Annotated in this window: 20 protein-coding genes; 15 read left to right on the top strand and 5 right to left on the bottom strand. The window is 70.1% G+C overall.

The genetic code is table 11. The annotated features are described in order from the left end of the window. Positions 1-134: 134 nt before the first annotated feature. The 4 genes from ACWEN0_RS07505 to ACWEN0_RS07520 all read left to right on the top strand — a co-directional run bounded on the left by ACWEN0_RS07505 (position 135) and on the right by ACWEN0_RS07520 (position 4,757). On the top strand, positions 135-425 hold the full coding sequence (locus ACWEN0_RS07505) for a hypothetical protein (protein ID WP_451969919.1): 291 nt from the start codon (positions 135-137) through the stop codon (positions 423-425). Positions 426-560: 135 nt separating this feature from the next. Continuing rightward, complete coding sequence (locus ACWEN0_RS07510; RefSeq protein WP_451969921.1) at positions 561-1,706, top strand: LLM class flavin-dependent oxidoreductase; 1,146 nt, start codon at positions 561-563, stop codon at positions 1,704-1,706. Between the two features lie 306 nt (positions 1,707-2,012). Next, positions 2,013-3,272, top strand: a complete 1,260-nt coding sequence (locus tag ACWEN0_RS07515; protein WP_451969922.1) for an MFS transporter — start codon at positions 2,013-2,015, stop codon at positions 3,270-3,272. A gap of 381 nt (positions 3,273-3,653) precedes the next feature. Continuing rightward, the gene (locus ACWEN0_RS07520; protein ID WP_451971932.1) at positions 3,654-4,757 is read left to right on the top strand and encodes a GGDEF domain-containing protein; all 1,104 of its coding nucleotides are present in this window, start codon (positions 3,654-3,656) and stop codon (positions 4,755-4,757) included. A 4-nt stretch (positions 4,758-4,761) separates the two neighbouring features. On the opposite strand, the gene ACWEN0_RS07525 is transcribed toward ACWEN0_RS07520, so the two are convergent. Then, complete coding sequence (locus ACWEN0_RS07525) at positions 4,762-5,406, bottom strand: TetR/AcrR family transcriptional regulator (protein WP_451969923.1); 645 nt, start codon at positions 5,404-5,406, stop codon at positions 4,762-4,764. An 88-nt stretch (positions 5,407-5,494) separates the two neighbouring features. On the opposite strand from ACWEN0_RS07525, the gene ACWEN0_RS07530 reads away from it, so the two are divergent. After that, positions 5,495-6,709 (top strand): lipase family protein, encoded by a 1,215-nt coding sequence (locus ACWEN0_RS07530; RefSeq protein WP_451969924.1) that lies wholly within the window; start codon positions 5,495-5,497, stop codon positions 6,707-6,709. A gap of 70 nt (positions 6,710-6,779) precedes the next feature. Here the strand turns inward: ACWEN0_RS07530 and ACWEN0_RS07535 are convergent, their stop codons facing one another. After that, the gene (locus ACWEN0_RS07535; RefSeq protein ID WP_451969925.1) at positions 6,780-7,190 is read right to left on the bottom strand and encodes a DUF3151 domain-containing protein; all 411 of its coding nucleotides are present in this window, start codon (positions 7,188-7,190) and stop codon (positions 6,780-6,782) included. A 231-nt stretch (positions 7,191-7,421) separates the two neighbouring features. Between ACWEN0_RS07535 and ACWEN0_RS07540 the strand changes: the two genes are divergently transcribed. Genes ACWEN0_RS07540 through ACWEN0_RS07550 form a run of 3 tightly spaced genes read left to right on the top strand, consistent with a single transcriptional unit; the run spans position 7,422 to position 9,292 of the window. Then, on the top strand, positions 7,422-8,594 hold the full coding sequence (locus tag ACWEN0_RS07540) for a hypothetical protein (protein WP_451969927.1): 1,173 nt from the start codon (positions 7,422-7,424) through the stop codon (positions 8,592-8,594). 22 nt (positions 8,595-8,616) lie between these two features. Continuing rightward, a complete protein-coding gene (locus tag ACWEN0_RS07545; RefSeq protein ID WP_451969929.1) occupies positions 8,617-8,895 on the top strand; it encodes a type II toxin-antitoxin system Phd/YefM family antitoxin in 279 nt (92 codons plus the stop codon). Then, positions 8,888-9,292 (top strand): type II toxin-antitoxin system VapC family toxin, encoded by a 405-nt coding sequence (locus ACWEN0_RS07550; RefSeq protein ID WP_451969930.1) that lies wholly within the window; start codon positions 8,888-8,890, stop codon positions 9,290-9,292. Before ACWEN0_RS07545 ends, ACWEN0_RS07550 begins: the two co-directional genes overlap by 8 nt. Positions 9,293-9,371: 79 nt before the next feature. Here ACWEN0_RS07550 and fbaA read toward each other — a convergent pair whose 3' ends face one another. Continuing rightward, complete coding sequence (fbaA, locus tag ACWEN0_RS07555; protein WP_451969932.1) at positions 9,372-10,403, bottom strand: class II fructose-bisphosphate aldolase; 1,032 nt, start codon at positions 10,401-10,403, stop codon at positions 9,372-9,374. A 152-nt stretch (positions 10,404-10,555) separates the two neighbouring features. Then, a complete protein-coding gene (locus tag ACWEN0_RS07560; protein WP_451969933.1) occupies positions 10,556-11,380 on the bottom strand; it encodes an LLM class F420-dependent oxidoreductase in 825 nt (274 codons plus the stop codon). Between the two features lie 63 nt (positions 11,381-11,443). On the opposite strand from ACWEN0_RS07560, the gene ACWEN0_RS07565 reads away from it, so the two are divergent. The 6 genes from ACWEN0_RS07565 (at position 11,444) to ACWEN0_RS07590 (ending at position 17,207) form a co-directional block, all read left to right on the top strand. Then, positions 11,444-12,370, top strand: coding sequence for an aldo/keto reductase (locus ACWEN0_RS07565; protein ID WP_451969934.1), 927 nt, complete (start codon positions 11,444-11,446; stop codon positions 12,368-12,370). 55 nt (positions 12,371-12,425) lie between these two features. Then, positions 12,426-13,337, top strand: a complete 912-nt coding sequence (locus ACWEN0_RS07570) for an SDR family oxidoreductase (RefSeq protein ID WP_451969936.1) — start codon at positions 12,426-12,428, stop codon at positions 13,335-13,337. Between the two features lie 2 nt (positions 13,338-13,339). Then, positions 13,340-13,813, top strand: coding sequence for a pyridoxamine 5'-phosphate oxidase family protein (locus ACWEN0_RS07575; protein ID WP_451969938.1), 474 nt, complete (start codon positions 13,340-13,342; stop codon positions 13,811-13,813). 81 nt (positions 13,814-13,894) lie between these two features. Beyond that, positions 13,895-15,367 carry a flavin-containing monooxygenase gene (locus tag ACWEN0_RS07580; protein WP_451969939.1) on the top strand — a complete coding sequence of 491 codons (1,473 nt, stop codon included), beginning with the start codon at positions 13,895-13,897 and terminating at the stop codon, positions 15,365-15,367. Next, entirely contained in the window at positions 15,364-16,221 is an 858-nt protein-coding gene (locus ACWEN0_RS07585; protein ID WP_451969941.1) for a metal-dependent hydrolase, read from the top strand. The genes ACWEN0_RS07580 and ACWEN0_RS07585 overlap by 4 nt, the downstream gene beginning before the upstream one ends. After that, a complete protein-coding gene (locus ACWEN0_RS07590; protein WP_451969943.1) occupies positions 16,218-17,207 on the top strand; it encodes a PDR/VanB family oxidoreductase in 990 nt (329 codons plus the stop codon). The genes ACWEN0_RS07585 and ACWEN0_RS07590 overlap by 4 nt, the downstream gene beginning before the upstream one ends. On the opposite strand, the gene ACWEN0_RS07595 is transcribed toward ACWEN0_RS07590, so the two are convergent. Then, positions 17,202-17,486 carry a YciI family protein gene (locus ACWEN0_RS07595; protein ID WP_451969945.1) on the bottom strand — a complete coding sequence of 95 codons (285 nt, stop codon included), beginning with the start codon at positions 17,484-17,486 and terminating at the stop codon, positions 17,202-17,204. The genes ACWEN0_RS07590 and ACWEN0_RS07595 overlap by 6 nt on opposite strands. A 189-nt stretch (positions 17,487-17,675) precedes the next feature. Here ACWEN0_RS07595 and ACWEN0_RS07600 point away from each other — a divergent pair, with 189 nt between their 5' ends. After that, positions 17,676-18,248 carry an RNA polymerase sigma factor gene (locus tag ACWEN0_RS07600; RefSeq protein ID WP_163046624.1) on the top strand — a complete coding sequence of 191 codons (573 nt, stop codon included), beginning with the start codon at positions 17,676-17,678 and terminating at the stop codon, positions 18,246-18,248. Positions 18,249-18,337: the final 89 nt, after the last annotated feature.

Consider the following 18,337-nt stretch of genomic DNA (forward strand, 5'->3'; position numbering starts at 1 on the left):
CACCCGCTATGCCAAACGCGCCGCCTATTACCAGGCTGAGCTCACCATCGCCGCAATCGTGCTCTGGCTCCGATGACTTACAGGACAGCTCCTAGGCGCCCGGGCCTTCTCGGCACCACTCGCACTGCGAAGACGTGACGGCTGAGATCGGCCCGCCGCACCGCGTCCACACCGCGCAGGACGTCGTCGGCACCCTGCTCAGGGGCAACTGGGCGATCTTCGCACACGAATGGGCCGACCCCGGGGGGATCGACCCGGCGCACTGGCGGGACGTCGTCGAGGCGGCCGCGGAAGCGGCCGGGGTCGACGTCGAGTTCGTCATCATCCCGCGCCGGTCCCTGACCGTCGTGTTCAACCGCGCCGCCCCGCCGACCTTCGACCAGGTGCGCGCGTCGATCGAGGTGATCGAACGCCGGCGGCGGTGAGTTCCACCCTGCGGACTTCGTTGCCGCGCCCGCGTCACGGGCGTAGTTCTGGCAGTACCGAGGCGAGAAGGTTTTGGCCAGCGGCGCGCAGCGCCTCCGTTGAGGGCGGCGGTGGGGGCACGGATGGAGGACGGAATGCCGGTCGAGTTCCTGGGCATCGGGGGCACGCACGACGGGTCCGAGACGCACGCCCGCTCCGGCGGGGTGTTCGACAAGGAGTACACGCTGCGCCTGGCCCGCGCGCACGAGGACTTCGGCTGGGACCGGGTGCTGTTCGCCTACGGCTCCGGCTCGCCCGACCCGGCGCAGGCCGCGGCCTACGTCGCCACCAAGCTCGACAAGCTGCAGATCCTGCTCGCGCACCGCCCGAACGTCTCGTACCCGACGTTCGCGGCGAAGACGTTCGCGACACTCGACCAGATCTCCGACGGCCGCCTCACGGTGCACTTCATCACCGGCGGCAACGACCACGAGCAGCAACGCGAGGGCGACTACCTCACGAAGGACGAGCGCTACGGCCGGACGCGCGAGGCCATCCAGATCATCAAGAAGGCCTGGACGTCCGACGAGCCGTTCGACTTCGAAGGCCAGTACTACCGCTTCGCCGACTACGTCAGCGACGTCAAGCCGGTGCAGAAGCCGCGTCCGGACGTCTCCTTCGGCGGCTCTTCGCCCGCCGCGTACGCCGCCGGAGGGGCCGAAGCGGACATCTTCTGCCTCTGGGGCGAGCCGCTGGCCCAGACCGCGGAGCAGATCGAGTCCGTCAAGGCGGCCGCGGCGGCGGCCGGCCGCACGGACGTGCCGCGGATCCAGGTCGCGTTCCGGCCGATCATCGCGCCGACCGAGGAGCTGGCCTGGGAGAAGGCGTACGCGACCGTCGGGGCGATCAAGGACCGCACGAAGGGCGGGCAGCCGCTGACCCGGCGGCACAAGCTCACCGAGCCCGAAAACACCGGCTCGCAGCGGCTCCTGGCGCTGGCGGCCCAGGGCGAGCGGTTCGACCGCGCGCTGTGGACCCCGACGGCGGCCGCGACCGGCGGCGCCGGCAACTCGAACGCGCTGGTCGGCACGCCGGAAACGGTCGCGCAGGCCCTGCTGGACTACTACGACCTCGGCGTCGAGATCCTGTCGGCCCGCGGCTACGACATGCTCGGCGACACGATCGACTTCGGCCGCTACGTCATCCCGATCGTGCGGGAAGAGGTGGCCAAGCGCGACGCCGAGCGGGCCGCCGGGCGCACCCGGACCCCCGCGGAGGACGCCCTCGCCGTCGACGGCTGATCCCGCTCTTCTCCCGGTAGCCACCTCGCGAACGCGAGGTGGCTACTTTTGCCTCTGGTCCTCCGCCAAGGGGTACGGAATGATCCATTAGTGACTCCTGGGCGACCGGTCAGACACTGCGGGCTATCGTCTGACCCGTTCAGGACACGTCCGTGACACCTTGGATACCGGCGAAAGAACCTAGAGATTTACCAACCGTCACGGGACACTGGCTGAGGTAACTCACGTACCGTGACTGCCTCATGACCGACCGGACGTATCGTCGCCGGGGGTCACGGTCTGCACGATGAGGTCGGGAGATAGCGCATGGCAGCACCGCGGGATCGCGTCACGTTCCGCGAGGTGTTCGGGATCGCGGAGTTCCGGGCGCTGTGGTTCGGGGAACTGCTGTCGATCGCCGGCGACCAGCTGGCGCGGGTCGCGCTGTCCATCCTCGTCTTCACCGTCACCGGGTCCGCCACGCTGACCGGCCTCACCTACGCGCTGACGTTCGCTCCGTCGCTGATCGGCGGCATCTTCCTGACCGGCCTCGCCGACCGGTTCTCGCGCCGCACGGTGATGGTCACGGTCGACCTGCTGCGGGCCGCCCTGATCCTGCTCGTCGCCATCCCCGCGCTGCCGTTCTGGGCGGTCTGCGTCCTGGTCGCCGCCGTCTCGCTGCTGAACCCGCCGTTCAAGGCCGCACAGCTCGCGCTGCTGCCGCAGATCCTCGAGGGCGACCGGTTCGTCGTCGGCATGGGCGTGCGCAGCATGACCGTGCAGTCGGCGCAGCTGCTCGGGTTCGCCGGCGGCGGCGCGCTGCTGCTGGCCCTCGACCCGCACCTCGCGCTGGTGCTCGACGCGGCCACGTTCCTGCTCTCCGCCGCCTTCGTCCGGTTCGGGGTGCAGGCCCGGCCGCCGGCCGCGAACGCCGAGAAGCGGAAGTCCTTCTTCGCCATGGTCGGCACCGGCAGCCGGGTGGCGTTCGCCAACCCCGCGCTGCGGGCCCTCGTGCTGTTCACCTGGCTGATGGGCCTGCTGCCGGTCTACGAGGGGATCGCCGCGCCGTACGTCTCCTCGGCGGGCGGCGGACCCGAGCTCGTCGGGCTCCTGCTCGCGGCCGACCCGGTGGGCAGCGTGATCGGCACGTTCGTCTTCACGCGGTGGGTGCCGGCCGCCGCCCGGCCGAAGCTGATCGGCCCGCTGTCGGCGCTGTGCGCGGTGCCGATGCTCGTCGGCTTCGCGCAGCCGAACCCGTGGGTGTCGATCGTCCTGTTCGTCCTGTCCGGCGCGTTCGGCTCGGTCGCGCTGCTGCAGGCGACGGCGTCGCTGACGCTGGCCGTGCCGGACGAGAACCGCGCGCAGACGATGGGACTGTCCAACACGGGCTTGACGACGATGCTCGGCATCAGCCCGCTCATCGGCGGGGTCCTGACCGACCTCGTGGGGGCGCAGACGACCGTCGGCATCTTCGGCGTTGCCGGATTGATACTCACGGCGCCGCTCGCCCTGGCGTGGTACCGATCCCTGAACGCGGACCGTTCCAAACCCGTGAACGACGAAGCCCCGCGCGCCGAGCACGCCTGAACCACGTGCTCCACGCGCGGGTGTACTAGACCTCGCGACCTTGCGGTGCGCCCTGCTACTGGTCTCTGGTTCGCATCGCTGGTCACCCTTCATCCGGCGTCAGGAAAAAGGTACACACCGAAAGCCCTTGTGGACAGGAGGCAAACGGGCTGAAACTGTCCGTGAGTGGGTTGTCACCGCGCTACAGCGCAAGAGCTTGGGGGAAAAATGGTCACATCGGGGGAACGATCTGGACAAGGCCTGATTTTTGGTGTTGCCGACTGGGCGCTGTGGCGGCGACCGCCACGCTGGATCGCGCTCACCCTGACCGCCATCACCGCGGCGGTCACGTGGGCGGTCGCCGCGGCTTTCACCACTCCGGCCACTCCTGACCAGTTCGGCATGTTCGGCCTGCTGCTGGGGCTGGCCGTCGCGCAGAACGAGATCAGCCGCCGCATCGAGCGTGCCCGGCGCAGCCTGAACGAAACCTCCCACGTCAACATGACGTCGGTCTGGCTCATCCCGGCCGGCCTGCTGCTGCCCGCGCAGCTGGTCGCCCTGCTCAGCGTGTCGCTGTACGTCAACATGGCGCTGCGCAGCTGGTCGGGCACCCGCCCCGGGCAGCCCCACCGCGTCGCGGCCAACGCCACGACCGCCAGCCTGTCGGCGTGCACCGCCGGGCTCGCGGTGCTCGTCTCACCGCAGATCAGCGTGCCGACCGTGTGCCTCGCGGTGGCCATCTACTTCGTCGTCAACGCCCTCCTCACCAGCCTCGGCCTCTACCTGGCCAACCAGGCGAACGCCACGGTGGAGGGGTGCCTGGGGAACATGGACGACAACCTGCTGGAGCTGGCCACCCTGTGCGTCGGCGGGCTGCTGGTGATGGTGCTGACCGACGAGCCGCTGCTGTCGGTGCTGGTCATCCTGCCGCTGTACGTGCTGCAGCGGTCCATGCTCATCAAGCGGCTCGAGGAGCTCGCGACCACCGACCAGAAGACCCAGCTGCTCAACGCCACGACCTGGCAGGACGGGGCACAACGGGAGATCTCGCGCGCCGAGCGGGAAGCCGGCACCTTCGGCGCCATGATGATCGACCTCGACCACTTCAAGCGGATCAACGACACCTACGGGCACCTCGCGGGGGACGACGTGCTCAAGGCGGTCGCCGCCGTGGTCAAGCAGGAGACGCGCGCCCACGACCTGGTCGGCCGGTTCGGCGGCGAGGAGTTCGTCGCCCTGCTGCCCGCGACCTCCAAGGAGGACGCCATCGTCACGGCGGAGCGGATCCGGCAGCGGGTCAGCGAGCTGGTCATCAGCACGAAGACCAACGAAGGCGCGGCTGTCGACATCGAACGCCAGACCGCCTCGATCGGCGTCGCCTCCTACCCGCTCGACGGGTCGTCGATCGAGGAAGTGATGGCCTCGGCCGACGCGGCCGTCTACGCCGCCAAGCACGGCGGACGCAACCGGGTGGTCGGGTCCGCGGCGCTGATGGCCGCGGCTTAGCGCCTCACCGCAGCCGGTCGATGACGTCGCTCGCCTTCGTCTGGAGGCGGGCGACGCCGCCGACCGTGAATTCGGTGAGCAGGTCGATCAGGGCTTCCTGGTCCGGCGGCTCGCCGTCCCAGGTCGCCTGCACCAATGACTCCGTCATCGCGAAGAAGAGCGTGACGAGCGCGCGGTCGGCGCGGCCCGAATCGATGCCGTGCGCGGCCCACCGCTTGCGGGCGGCGTCGGCGTAGACGACCGCCAGTCTCTCCCTCAACCGGGTGAGAGCGGGGTCGCCCGCGCGCTCCGCCGCCCGGAGTACGCCGTAGGCCTCGGGGCTGTCGGCGACGAACGTGACCATGTTGGCGTAGTTGGCCCGCGCCCAGGCCCGGAGACCGGGCTGGAGGTCGGTCACCGCCGGGCTCGCGATGGCGGCGAAGGCCTGCTCCTCGGTTTCGGCCACGACCTCGGCGAACAGCGTCGCGCGGTCGCCGAACTGCTCGTAGACCGCCTGGCGCGAGACGCCGGCTTCGCGGGCGATCTGCTCGATCGTCGCGCCCTGCATCCCGTGCTGCGCGACGACCTTCGCGGTCGCGTGCAGCACGCGGGCGCGCTGCTCCCCGACCGGGAGCTTGCGCGGCCGTCCGCGCGGCGCCGGGCTTGACATGGTGACCCACCTCACCTGATTCTTTTTCCGACACCTCTGTCTGAAAAGGTGTTCCCCGCGCACTAGTCCTGCTCAACGAGGAGCAAGCATGCGTATCTTCTCTCGCCGCGCCCTCTCCGCGGCGGTCGCCACGGTTTCGGTACTGGCCCTGGTGGCTCCCGGCGCCTCCGCGGCGTCCTTCTACGACCCCCCGTCACCGCTCCCGGCCGGGAGCAACGGCGACGTCATCCGGCACGAGGCGTCGACGTTCTACATCGACCCGGTCCAGCTGATCAAGGCCGACGCGGACGTGCAGCGGATCATGTACCGCAGCACCGACACGCACGGCTCGCCGATCGCCGTCACCGGCACGGTGCTGACCCCGCGCTCGGCCTGGCACGGCACCGGCGTGCGGCCGATCGTCTCCTACGCCGTCGGCACGCAGGGCGAAGGCGACGACTGCGCGCCGTCGAAAGCGCTTGCCGCGGGCTTCGAGTACGAGGGCCCGTTCATCGCCGGGCTCCTGACGCGGGGCTACGGCGTCGTCGTGACCGACTACGAAGGACTCGGCACGCCGGGAGACCACACGTACGTCAACCGCGCGTCGGAGGGCCACGCCGTGCTCGACGCGATCCGCGCGGCGCAGCGGCTGCCGGAGGCGAGTCTGCCGCCCGACGGCCCGGTCGCGATCGCGGGCTACTCCCAGGGCGGTGGCGCGTCGGCCGCCGCGGCGGAGCTGCAGCCGAGCTACGCGCCGGAGTTGAACCTGAAGGGCGCGTACGCCGGCGCGGTGCCGGCCGACCTGGCGTCGGTGGCGAAGAACCTCGACGGCCACTACGCGGTCGGCTTCCTCGGGTTCGCGCTGGTGAGCATGAACTACGCGTACCCGGAGCTGAACATCCCGGCCCTGCTCAACGCACGGGGCAAGCAGCTGTTCGAGCAGGTCCGGACCGAGTGCACGGTGGAGGCGATCGCCGCGCACGCGTTCACGCAGTCGTCGACGCTGACCACCGACGGCCGCTCGCTCGTCGCGTACCTCGGAGAGGAGCCGTACGCGTCCCGGGTGGCCGAGCAGAAGATCGGGACGCTCAAGCCGACGGCGCCGGTGCTGATCGTCCACAGCGCACTCGACGACATCGTGCCCTACGCGCAGGACCGCGACCTGGGCCGGACGTGGTGCGGCAAGGGCGTGAAGGTGCAGTTCAGCACGTCCCTGGTGCCCACGCACGTGCTCACCGCCGTGCGCGCGTACCCGGAGGCGTTCGCCTGGCTCGAAGGCCGCTTCGCCGGCCTCCCGGCAGTCAGCAACTGCGGCCTCTTCTGAGGGTCTGCCGCGGCTTGTCGTGAGTGTTCAGGGCGGTGAGATCCGCCCTGAACACTCACGACGTCGGGTTTCACTTCAGGCCGGTGGCTTCCGCGGCGGCGGGGTCGGAGTCCGCGAGGAACGTGCGGCAGCGGTCGTACTCCTCGGTTTCGCCGATCTTCCCGGCGGCCTTGCCGAGGACGGCGAGGGCGCGCAGGAACCCCTGGTTCGGGCGGTGCGCCCACGGCACCGGGCCGAAGCCCTTCCAGCCGGCGCGGCGCAGCTGGTCGAGACCCCGGTGGTAGCCGGTGCGGGCGTACGCGTAGGCCGCGACGGTCTCGTCCGCGTCCAGGGCCTTCTCGGCCAGCGTGGCCCACGCCTCGCTGTAGTCGGGGTGTTCGGCGGCGACGGTCGCCGGGTCGCTCCCGGCGTCGAGCGCGGCCTGGGCGGCGGTGTGCTCGGGCAGCAGCGTCGGCTCGGGGCCGAGCAGGTTGTGCGTCATGGCGCCCATTCTGCCTTCAGAGGAACAGGGCCCCGAGCACACCGCCGCCGGCCAGCACCAGCGCGCCGATCAGGACAGCGGCCACAAGTCGTTTCGGCATCATGGCGGCACACCATGCCAAGCCGCGCACGGTGAAGGCAAATCGTCCACCCTTAGGGGTGACACCCCATTTTCGCGTCCTTTGCCACTGTCTTGGCCCGCTCGTGACCATGACCGGCCATGATGTCCGGCATGGCCAAGGCAGTCGACGTCCCGGCGGACGTGATCCCGCGCAGCCCGATCGGCAAGACGCGGCTGTTCTTCTCGCGGCACTGGCACCGCGGCGCCCCCGGGCAGCCGACGCCGGAGTGGGTCCTGCGGTTCTGCTACGGGATGTGGCTGGCGGCGTTCGCGTTCAAGCTGCTCGGCTCGTCGTGGGACATGTCGTGGCACTTCATGTGGCTGCGCGACGACCTGGCGCCGCCGCACCTCATCAACACCGTCGGCACGGTGATCATCGTCGTGCTGGTGGCGATCCACAGCTACACGGGCCTGGGCTGCGACCGGACGTCGCTGCGGCTGATGCAGATCGGTCTGCTGACGTTCCTGGTCGCGGCGCCGCTGGACGTCATCAACCACCGCGTCAACGGCCTCGACCTGACGGCGTGGAGCCCGTCCCACATGATGCTCTACCTGGGCACGGGCATCATGCAGGCGGGCGTGCTGCTGGGCTGGGTCCGGCTGTCGCCCCCGGGGCGCTTCCGGACGGGTGTGCTGCTGGCGCTGTGGGCGTTCTTCCTCGAGAACACGTTCTTCCCGAACGGCCAGCAGGAGTACGGCATCCTGGGCCTGCGCGCCTGGGAGCGCGGCGCCCCGGAGGCCGAGCCGTCGCTGCTGACCTTCGCGGCCAACCAGATCGGCCACCCGGTCGACCGCGCGGCGATCCTACACTTCACGATGCCGATCCCGGAGTGGGTGTACCCGCTGTGGGGCATCGGGGTTTCGGCGCTGATCCTGGCCCTGGCCCGGCACACGCTGGGCCGCCGCTGGTCGGCTTCCCTGGTGGCCCTGGCTTATGTCGCTTATCGGTCCGTGATGTGGCCCCTGCTGCTCGGGCTCGGCTTCCCGGTGTCGACGGTGCCGTTCTACCTGCTGCTCGTCGGGCTGGCGGTGGATCTGGCGTTCACGATGGGCACGGGGGTGCTGCAGGCGGGCGCGGGAGCTTTGCTGGTGACGGCGTTCGGCTACGGCGGGCTGTGGCTGCAGGCGCAGTTCCGGCCGTGGGTACTCGGCGACGCGCACACGGAGTCGGCCCCGCCCGTGGCGTACTGGACGGCCTTGGTGGTGCTGGCCGGGGTGTTCGTGCTGTGGGCGGCGGCCGGTCCGGCTACGCGCCGGTGGTCCGCGAGGCGGGTAACCGCGTAGCACGACGCGCTACACTCGACTCGTGAAGGTGATCAGCCAGCGGGAGTTCCGCAACAACTCGGCCGCGGTCATGGACGCGGTCGAAGCGGGCGAGACGTTCCACGTCGCTCGCAACGGCGTGGAGATCGCCGAGCTGCGCCCGGTGCCGCGCCTGCCGCGGTTCACCGCGGAAGAGCTGGTCGAACGGCACAAGCGGCTGCCCAAGGTGGACGCGGCGGCGCTGCGACGGGAAGCCGACGAGCTGTTCGGCGAGGACCGGATCGGCGACGACGACAACCCGTGGGAACGCGAGCGTGGCTGAGCGGCACGCAGCCGGGGTGCTCGACACCTGCACCTACATCGACCTCGACACCCTGGACCCGAAGGCGCTCCCGGAATTTCCGGAGATCACCGCGGTCACGATGGCGGAACTCCACCAGGGCGTCGTCACGACGGCGGACCCCGCGGTGCGTGCGGTGCGCAACGAGCACCTGGGCGCGGCGATCGTCGAGTTCACCCCGTTGCCCTTCGACGGAGAAGCCGCGGCGCGCTACGGAACCCTGGTCGCCTTGACGATCGCCGCGGGCCGCTCGCCCCGGCCACGACGGCTGGACCTGATGATCGCCGCGATCGCCTCGGTGCGGAATCTTCCCCTCTACACACGCAATGCCCGCGACTTCAAGGGCTTGGAGTCCCTGCTGGAAGTCGTCGAGGTCTGAACCGGGCCTCGACGAGGCGACACGTCCCGCACACGACGAAGGGCCGCCACGGTGTTCCGTGGCGGCCCTTCGTGGTGTCCTACTTGACCTTCGTGCCTGCCGAGCCGAGGGCCTGGCAGGCCTCGACCACGCGCTGGGCCATGCCGGCCTCCGCGGCCTTCAGGTACGACCGGGGGTCGTAGACCTTCTTGTTGCCGACCTCGCCGTCGATCTTCAGGACGCCGTCGTAGTTCTTGAAGAAGTGGTCGACGATCGGGCGGGTGAACGCGTACTGCGTGTCCGTGTCGACGTTCATCTTCACCACGCCGTACGACACCGCCTCGCGGATCTCCTCCGGGAGCGAGCCCGAGCCGCCGTGGAAGACCAGCTCGAACGGCTTCGAGCCCGCGGGCAGGCCCAGCTTCTTCGCCGCCGCCTCCTGGCCGCCCTTGAGGACGTCCGGGCGCAGCTTCACGTTGCCCGGCTTGTACACGCCGTGGACGTTGCCGAAGGTCGCCGCCAGCAGGTAGCGGCCCTTCTCGCCCGCGCCCAGCGCGTCGATCGTCTTCAGGAAGTCGCCTTCGGCGGTGTAGAGCTTCTCGTTGATGTCGTGCGCGACGCCGTCTTCCTCGCCGCCGACGACGCCGATCTCGACCTCGAGGATGATGTGCGCGGCCGCGGCCTTGGCGAGCAGCTCCTGCGCGATCTCGAGGTTTTCGTCGAGGTCGATCGCCGACCCGTCCCACATGTGGGACTGGAACAGCGGGTTCTGGCCGTTCTTGACGCGCTCGGTCGAGATCTCCAGCAGCGGGCGGACGAAGCCGTCCAGCTTGTCCTTCGGGCAGTGGTCGGTGTGCAGCGCGACGTTGACGTCGTACTTCGCGGCCACGACCTGGGCGAACTCCGCGAGCGCGGTCGCGCCGGTCACCATGTCCTTGACCTTCTGGCCGGACGCGAACTCCGCACCACCGGTGGAGAACTGGATGATCCCGTCGCTCTCCGCCTCGGCGAACCCGCGGATGGCGGCGTTCACGGTCTCGGACGAGGTCACGTTGATGGCCGGGTACGCGAACTCGTTCGCCTTGGCCCGGTCGAGCATCTCCGCGTAGACCTCGGGGGTCGCGATGGGCATCGGTATTCCTCCTTGGCAGGGATGGGTCCCGACCGCATCGTACGAGGTGTACCGCCGTCGCACACCGGTCCCCGCACGGAAACTTCTCCGCACGTCGAATCGGTTCAGAAGGGGACGCCCGGCCGCCGGGCGAGCCGGCGGCCGGACGGGGATCACAGCAGCTCGGCGGCCAGCGCCCGGTAGCCGGGCCACGGGTCCTCGTTCAGGACCTGGACGACGACCTGGTCCGCGCCCGCGTCGAGGTGGGCCGACAGCCCGCGCGCGACCGTCGCCGCGTCGCCGTGCAACGCCAGCGCGTCGATCAGGCGGTCGCTGCCCTCGCCCTCCAGGTCGGCGTCGGTGAAGCCGAGTTTCCGCAGGTTGGCGACGTAGTTCGACAGCCCGAGGTAGTACTTGACCGTGGTGCGGCCGATCGCCCGCGCCTCGGCGGCGTCCGTCGACAGGACCACCTTGTGCTCCGGGGCCAGCAGCTTGCCCGCGCCGAGGATCCCCCGGGTGTCGCGCGTGTGCTCCGGGGTCGTCAGGTACGGGTGCGCGCCGGCCGTGCGCTCGCCCGACAACGCCACCACCTTCGGCCCGAGCGCCGCCAACGCCCGCCCGCCGACGGGGACGCCCGCCTTGTCCAGCCCGTCGAGGTAGTCGACCAGGGCCGCGTACGGCTTCTTGTACTCCTTTGTCGCTTCGCGGTGGCCCGCGCCGACGCCGAGCAGGAAGCGGTCCGGGTACTTGCCCGCGATCCGCTCGTACACCTTCGCGATCGACGCCGGGTCGTCCTGCCAGATGTTCACGATGCCGGTCGCGATGACCAGCGAGTCCGTCGCCGCGAGCAGGTCGTCGACGGAGTCGAGGTCGCCGGCGCCGGGCGAACCGCCCAGCCAGATCGCGCCGTAGCCGAGCTTCTCCGCTTCCGTCGCGAACTTCGCGTCGACGTTCGCGTGGTACCGCCAGATTCCGAGCTTGCCCAGTTCGATAGCCATGGAACACTCCAACGCGTGAGACGGCGATTTTCCTCCCGGTACCGACAAACTAACGTCGATGGCATGACCAAGCTGGGCAACACCGATCTCGACGTCTACGGCCTCAACCTCGGCGGCAACGTCTTCGGCTGGACGGCCGACGAGCCGCAGTCCTTCGCCGTGCTGGACGCCTACACCGCGGCCGGCGGCAACTTCGTCGACACCGCCGACCTCTACGGCGGTGGTGGCGGCTCCGAAGAGATCCTCGGCAACTGGCTGGCCGCGCGCGGCAACCGCGACGACGTCGTGGTCGCGACCAAGGTCGGCATGTGGGACGGCCGGCCGGGGCTGTCCGCGAAGAACATCCAGGCCGCGGCGGAGGACTCGCTGCGCCGCCTCAAGACCGACCACATCGACCTCTACTACGCCCACCGCGACGACCCGGGCACCCCGCTCGAGGAAACGCTCGAAGCGTTCGACGCGCTGGTCCGCGCGGGCAAGGTGCGCCACCTCGGCGCGTCCAACTACAGCGCCGAACGGCTCGCCGAAGCCCTGTCGGTTTCGGACCGGAACGGGCTCGCGCGGTTCGCCGTGCTGCAGCCGCACTACAACCTCGTCGAGCGCGACTACGAGCGTGACCTCGCCCCGCTCGTCGCACGCGAGGGTCTCGCCACCCTGCCGTACTTCGCGCTGGCCAAGGGCTTTCTCACCGGGAAGTACCGCACGAAGGGCGCCGGAAGCGACAGCCCGCGCGCCACCCGGGCGGAGTCCTATTTGGACGGCGACGGCGAGCGCGTGCTCGCGGCGCTGGACGAGGTGGCGGAGGCGCGCGGCGCATCGGTCGCCACGGTGGCGCTCGCCTGGCTGCGGCAGCAGCCGACCGTCGCGGCCCCGATCGCCAGCGCCCGCACGCCCGAGCAGCTCACCGACCTGATCGCGTCGGTGACCCTCGACCTGACTCCGGAAGAAATAGCGGCGCTTTCCCGTGAAAGTGACCCTACTGTCGGGTAGCTTACTGCGGGTAAGGTGGGGTACGGTGCCCTCAAGTGACATCTAGGAGGGCACCGTGGCCAACCCGTTTTCGCTGCTGAGCGGCACCAAGAAGGTCGACGGCAAGGTCGTGCTGATCACCGGCGCCGCCCGCGGCATCGGCGCCGGGCTGGCCGAACGCCTGGCCGCGCGCGGCGCGAAGGTCGCCCTCGTCGGGCTCGAAGCCGAAGAGCAGCAGAAGGTCGCTGGCCGGATCGGGCCCGGCGCGAAAGCCTGGGAAGCCGACGTCACCAGCTGGGACGCCCTCAATGACGCAGTGACCGGCGTGGTCGAGCACTTCGGCGGCATCGACATCGTGATCGCCAACGCCGGCATCGCGACCGCGGGCTTCGTCCGCTCGGTCGACCGGGCCGCGTTCGAGAAGGTCATCGAAGTCGACCTGCTCGGCGTCTGGCGCACGTTCCGCGTCACGCTCCCGCACGTCATCGAGCGCAAGGGCTACCTGCTGGCCATCTCCAGCCTCGCCGCGATCACGCACGCGCCGGGCATGGCGAACTACGCCGCCGCGAAGGCGGGCGTCGAAGCGTTCTCCAACAGCCTCCGCGCCGAGGTCGCCCACCTGGGCGTCAAGGTCGGCGTCGCGCACCCGACGTGGATCCGCACCGACCTCGTCGAGAGCGCCGACGCGCACCCGGTGTTCGGCAAGCTCCGCGCGTCGATGCCGGGCCTGATCGGCAAGACCTACCCGCTCGACGTCGCCCTCGACGACCTCGAAGCGGGCATCCTCAAGCGCGCCCGGACCATCCACGTGCCGCGCTGGGTCGGCGGGCTGAAGCTCCTCCGCGCGTTCTTGCCGCCGATCATCGAGATCGGGTCGCGCAGCCGGGTACCTTCGGCGGACAGGGCCGCGCTGGCCGACATCGAGGCCCGCGGCGCGTTCGAGTCGGCGGTCACCGGCCACGGCGGCCGGGCCGCCACCAAGGGGTGAGCATGTCCCGTCGCGACCAGATCCGGATGACCGAGGACGAAGTGCGCGCGTACTTCGCCGAGCAGAAGGTCATCAACGTCGCCAGCGTCGGCCCGAACGGCCGGCCGCACCTCGCGCCGCTCTGGTACTTCCCGCACGAAGACGGCGTCGCCACCTGGACGTACGGCACGTCGCAGAAGGCGAAGAACCTCCGGCGGCTGCCCGAGGCGACCGTGCTCATCGAGGACGGCGACAGCTACGAAAAGCTGCGCGGCGTCTCGCTCGAGGCCGACGTCCAGCTCGTCGAGGACACGGCGGAAGTCACCCGGATGGGGATCACGCTCATGCAGCGCTACGCCGGCGCCAAGCCCGGCGACCCGGTTCCCGATGAGCTGAGTGCCTTCATCGCAGGTCAGGCCCCGAAACGCATCGGGCTGATCTTCCACCCGACGAAGATCGTCAGCTGGGACCACACCAAGCTCGGTGGGACGTACTAACCAGTAGGGAGTACTTCCAAGTAACTGTTACCTGAGGTAACGTCATCTGGGCAGCCAACTCGACGCAGCGGAGGCCGACAGATGACCGAGCGGTTCAAGGTCGTAATCGTGGGCACCGGGTTCTCCGGGCTCGGCCAGGCGATCCAGCTCGAAAAGGCCGGCATCCGGGACTACGTGATCCTGGAGAAGGCCGGCGAGGTGGGCGGCACCTGGCGCGACAACTCGTACCCCGGGTGCGCGTGCGACGTGCAGTCGCACATGTACTCGTTCTCCTACGAGCAGAACCCGGACTGGTCGCGGTCGTTCTCGCCGCAGCCGGAGATCTTCGAGTACCTCAAGGGCGTCGCGGACAAGTACCGGCTGCGCGAGAAGATCCGGTTCGGCGTCGAGCTCACCGGCGCCCACTGGGACGAAGGCGAGCGCCGCTGGACGGCGACGACGAAGGACGGCCGCGAGTTCGTCGCGCAGTTCCTCGTCTCCGGTGTCGGGGGCCTGCACATCCCGCAGGTCCCCGAACTGCCCGGGATCGCGAAGTTCAAGGGCCAGACCTGGCACTCCGCGCAGTGGAACCACGAGTACGACCTGCGCGGCAAGAAGGTCGCCGTGGTCGGCACCGGCGCCAGCGCGATCCAGTTCGTCCCGAAGATCGCCCCCGACGTCGCCGAGCTGACGCTCTTCCAGCGGACGCCGCCGTGGATCATGCCGAAACCCGACCACGCGATGCCGTCGTGGGCGCAGCAGCTGTTCAAGCGCGTGCCCGGCACCCAGCGGCTCTACCGCAACGCGCTGTACTGGTTCCTCGAGGTCCGCGCCGTCGGCTTCAACGGCCACCCGGCGATCATGAAGGCCGGCGAGCTGATCGCGAAGCGGCACATCGCCAAGGGCGTCAAGGATCCCGCGCTGCGCAAGAAGGTCACGCCGGACTACACGATGGGCTGCAAGCGCGTCCTGATCTCCAACGACTACTACCCGGCGCTGAACCGGCCGAACGTCGACGTGAACACGTCCGGCATCAAGGAGGTCAAGGCGCACTCGATCGTCGACGCGGCGGGCGTCGAGCACGAGGTCGACGCGATCGTCTACGGCACCGGCTTCAAGGTGACCGACGCGCTGGAGTACCTCGACATCACCGGCGTCGACGGCCGTGACCTGGCCAAGGAGTGGGCCGCCGAGGGCATGCGGACGCACAAGGGCATCACCGTGTCCGGCTTCCCGAACCTGTTCTTCCTGCTCGGGCCGAACACCGCGCTGGGCCACAACTCCGTCGTGTTCATGATCGAGTCGCAGGCGAAGTACGTCGTCGACGCGATCAAGCTCGCCGACTCCCGCGACGCGGCCGCGCTCGACGTGCGGCCCGGCGTGCAGGACAAGTTCCAGCAGGAGATCCAGGACAAGCTCGTCAAGGGCGTCTGGACGCAGGGCGGCTGCAAGAGCTGGTACCTCGACGCGAAGGGCGTCAACCGGACGATCTGGCCCGGCTTCACCTGGCGCTACTGGCTCGAGACGCGCAAGGTCGACCCGGCCGACTACGAGCTGTCCGGGCGCTCGTCATGACTTCCCCGGACGAGCAGATCGTCCTGCACGCGCGGGACGTGAAGTTCGACTGGGCGGCGCTGCCGATGCACTGGATCCCCGGCGAGCCGCAGGCCACGCACACCATCAACGTGCTGCACCTGGCGCTGCCGGAGGGCGAGCGCTGGTTCGTCGAGGTGTTCAAGCAGGCGGTGCCGCTGATCCGGGACGACCGGCTCAAGGAGGACGTCCTCGGCTTCATCGGGCAGGAGGCGGTGCACGCCGAGGCGCACGACGGTGCCGCGGCGCACCTCGAAGCCGCCGGCGTGCCGGTGCGGCCGTTCGTCGCGCAGATGGAGTGGCTGTTCCGGAAGCTGCTCGGCGACCGCGACCTGACCGGGCGGGCCGCGGAGGAGTGGCTGGTCGAACGGCTCGGCATCATCGCCGCGATCGAGCACTACACGGCGTTCCTCGGCCAGTGGGTGCTCGACGCGCCGCTGGAGGACGCCGGCGCCGACCCGGTGATGCTCGACCTGCTGCGCTGGCACGGCGCCGAAGAGGTCGAGCACCGGTCGGTCGCGTTCGACCTGTTCGTGCACCTCGACGGCCGGTACACGCGCCGGGTGCGCAGCATGGCGGCCGTGACGCCGGTGCTGGCGTGGGTCTTCGCCCGCGGCACGCGCTACCTGGTGCGCAACGACCCGACCCGCCCGGGCCGCGCGTCCCTGCGCGGGTACCGCCGGGCGGCGAAGCGGGGGCTGCTGCCGACCGGACGTCAGCTGCTGCGCGAAATCCGGCCGTACTTCCGGAAGTCCTACCACCCGGCGGAGACCGGGAACACCGAACAGGCCGTGGCCTACCTGGCGAGCTCACCCGCCGCCCGGGCGGCGGGATGACGCTCGGCCGGCCCGCCCGGCTGGACGGCAGCGGCCGGACCGACCACCTGATGTCCACTTTGGTCGGTGTCGTGGGCGTTTACCGCCGGCTGTCGCGCTTCAGCGGGAAACGCCGTCCGCCGGTGCGGGCGGTGGACCGGAACCTGCCGCTGGTGGTCGAATCCGTCGAACCCGAGGCCGAGGGCGTGGTCGGCCTGCGCCTCGCGAACGGGTCGGCGTTGCCGGGCTGGCGGCCGGGCGCGCACCTCGACCTCGTGCTGCCGTCCGGGCTGGTGCGACAGTATTCGCTGTGCGGCGACCCGTCCGAAACGGACCATTACCGCATCGCGGTGCGGAAGGTCGGCGTCGCGTCGGCCGAGGTCCACGCCCTCACGGCGGGCACGCGGGTCACCGTGCGCGGGCCGCGGACGGCGTTCCCCTTCGTCGGCCCGGGACCGTTCTGGTTCATCGCGGGTGGCATCGGGATCACCCCGATCCTGCCGATGGTCCACCGCGCGGAGGCCATCGGCGCGGACTGGCGGCTGGTCTACGCCGGCCGCAGCCGCGCGTCGATGCCGTTCCTGGACGAACTGCCGGACGACGACCGCGTCCGGATCCGCCCGGACACCGAGTACGGCATCCCGGCGTCGGGCGCCGAACTGCTCGACGGCCTGCCGGACGGCGCCTCGGTGTACTGCTGCGGCCCGGCGCCGATGATCAGCGGTGTCCGCGTCGACCTGGCGCTGACCTCGGGCGCGGTGCACTTCGAGCGGTTCGCACCGCCGCCGATCGTCGAAGGCGAGCCGTTCCAGCTGACTTTGCGCAGGTCGGGTCGAGTGCTCGAGGTTCCGGGCGACCGGACCGCCCTCGACGTCCTCCGCGAAGCGCGGCCGGGTACGGCGTACTCGTGCCGCCAGGGCTTCTGCGGGACGTGCGCGGTGCCGACGGCCGGCGGCGGGTCCATGCGGATCTGCGTCGACCGCGGCACCGCGGTGCTCGACCTATGACCCCTCGGGGACCCAGGCGCCGATCACCGGCTTGAACTCGCGGACGCTCCGCTCGGCGATGACGCCCTCCAGGAAGTACGGGTCCCGGTCGATCGTCTCCTTGAGGTGCGCTTCGTCGTCGGCCTGGTAGAGCGTGAGGCCGCCGGTGCCGTCGCCGAGCGGCCCGGCGACCGCGACCCGGCCCTCCTCGGCCAGCTTGCCCAGGAACTCGCGGTGGCGCGGCCGCACCTCCTGGAGCTTCTCCTGGACGTAGGTGATTTCGACGAGGTACCAGGCCATGCGGATCTCCGTGCTCGGACGGGCGGGACGCGACCGACGCTACCCTGTGTCCCAGCATCCGAACTCTGGCGACGCGGGGCCAACCCGATAGGCTAGGCGTGCGTCAGTACCTGTGTGAGCGCTGTGAATACCGTGAACCTGCTGACGCGGCACACCGTGCAAACCGGGGTCGAGAACAGGCAGGGGTTCATGCTCGAGGGCAATGCGGAACGCAGTGTCGAGGCGACCCTCGGCCACCTGCGGGTCATGGACGGTCCGGCACCGGCTCAGACAGCCGCGCCGCTGACCCTCGAAGACCTCTACCGCCAGCACCGCATGCGGCTGGTCCGGCTGGCGATCCTGCTGGTCGACGAGCCCGCGACCGCGGAAGACGTCGTCCAGGAGGCCTTCACCGGCCTGCATCGCAACTGGGGCCGCCTGCGCGACGCCGCCGCCGCGGTCGGCTACCTGCGCACCGCCGTGGTCAACGGGTCGCGCAGCGTGCTGCGCCGCCGCAAGACCGCGCGGGAGTACGTGCCGCCGCACGCGGTCAACGCGCGGTCCGCCGAGAGCCTCGCGATGCTGTCCAGCGAGCACCAGGCCGTGGTCAGCGCGCTGTCCAAGCTGCCGCCCCGCCAGCGCGAAGTGCTGGTGCTGCGTTACTACGGTGGGCTGAGCGAGGCCGAAATCTCTGAGGCCGCAGGCATTTCCAAGGGTACCGTTAAATCGACCGCCAGCCGGGCTCTCGAGGCACTCCAGAAGGCCATGCAGGCCCCACAGTGACCCGGGTGGACCATTCCGATCACTGAGTCGTATCACCATGCTTGGTCCAGACCAATATATGCTGGGGGGCGTGAGAGGCGCCGGAGATT

It is taken from the genome of Amycolatopsis sp. NPDC004378 (assembly GCF_053602455.1).

What these genes read in the sequence shown, in the direction of transcription:
- ACWEN0_RS07510 (WP_451969921.1), top strand. Translation starts at nt 561, where the DNA reads ATGCCGGTCGAGTTCCTGGGCATCGGGGGCACGCACGACGGGTCCGAG.
- ACWEN0_RS07515 (WP_451969922.1), top strand. Translation starts at nt 2,013, where the DNA reads ATGGCAGCACCGCGGGATCGCGTCACGTTCCGCGAGGTGTTCGGGATC.
- ACWEN0_RS07520 (WP_451971932.1), top strand. Translation starts at nt 3,654, where the DNA reads ATGTTCGGCCTGCTGCTGGGGCTGGCCGTCGCGCAGAACGAGATCAGC.
- ACWEN0_RS07525 (WP_451969923.1), bottom strand. Translation starts at nt 5,406, where the DNA reads ATGTCAAGCCCGGCGCCGCGCGGACGGCCGCGCAAGCTCCCGGTCGGG.
- ACWEN0_RS07530 (WP_451969924.1), top strand. Translation starts at nt 5,495, where the DNA reads ATGCGTATCTTCTCTCGCCGCGCCCTCTCCGCGGCGGTCGCCACGGTT.
- ACWEN0_RS07535 (WP_451969925.1), bottom strand. Translation starts at nt 7,190, where the DNA reads ATGACGCACAACCTGCTCGGCCCCGAGCCGACGCTGCTGCCCGAGCAC.
- ACWEN0_RS07540 (WP_451969927.1), top strand. Translation starts at nt 7,422, where the DNA reads ATGGCCAAGGCAGTCGACGTCCCGGCGGACGTGATCCCGCGCAGCCCG.
- fbaA (WP_451969932.1), bottom strand. Translation starts at nt 10,403, where the DNA reads ATGCCCATCGCGACCCCCGAGGTCTACGCGGAGATGCTCGACCGGGCC.
- ACWEN0_RS07560 (WP_451969933.1), bottom strand. Translation starts at nt 11,380, where the DNA reads ATGGCTATCGAACTGGGCAAGCTCGGAATCTGGCGGTACCACGCGAAC.
- ACWEN0_RS07565 (WP_451969934.1), top strand. Translation starts at nt 11,444, where the DNA reads ATGACCAAGCTGGGCAACACCGATCTCGACGTCTACGGCCTCAACCTC.
- ACWEN0_RS07575 (WP_451969938.1), top strand. Translation starts at nt 13,340, where the DNA reads ATGTCCCGTCGCGACCAGATCCGGATGACCGAGGACGAAGTGCGCGCG.
- ACWEN0_RS07580 (WP_451969939.1), top strand. Translation starts at nt 13,895, where the DNA reads ATGACCGAGCGGTTCAAGGTCGTAATCGTGGGCACCGGGTTCTCCGGG.
- ACWEN0_RS07585 (WP_451969941.1), top strand. Translation starts at nt 15,364, where the DNA reads ATGACTTCCCCGGACGAGCAGATCGTCCTGCACGCGCGGGACGTGAAG.
- ACWEN0_RS07590 (WP_451969943.1), top strand. Translation starts at nt 16,218, where the DNA reads ATGACGCTCGGCCGGCCCGCCCGGCTGGACGGCAGCGGCCGGACCGAC.
- ACWEN0_RS07595 (WP_451969945.1), bottom strand. Translation starts at nt 17,486, where the DNA reads ATGGCCTGGTACCTCGTCGAAATCACCTACGTCCAGGAGAAGCTCCAG.
- ACWEN0_RS07600 (WP_163046624.1), top strand. Translation starts at nt 17,676, where the DNA reads ATGCTCGAGGGCAATGCGGAACGCAGTGTCGAGGCGACCCTCGGCCAC.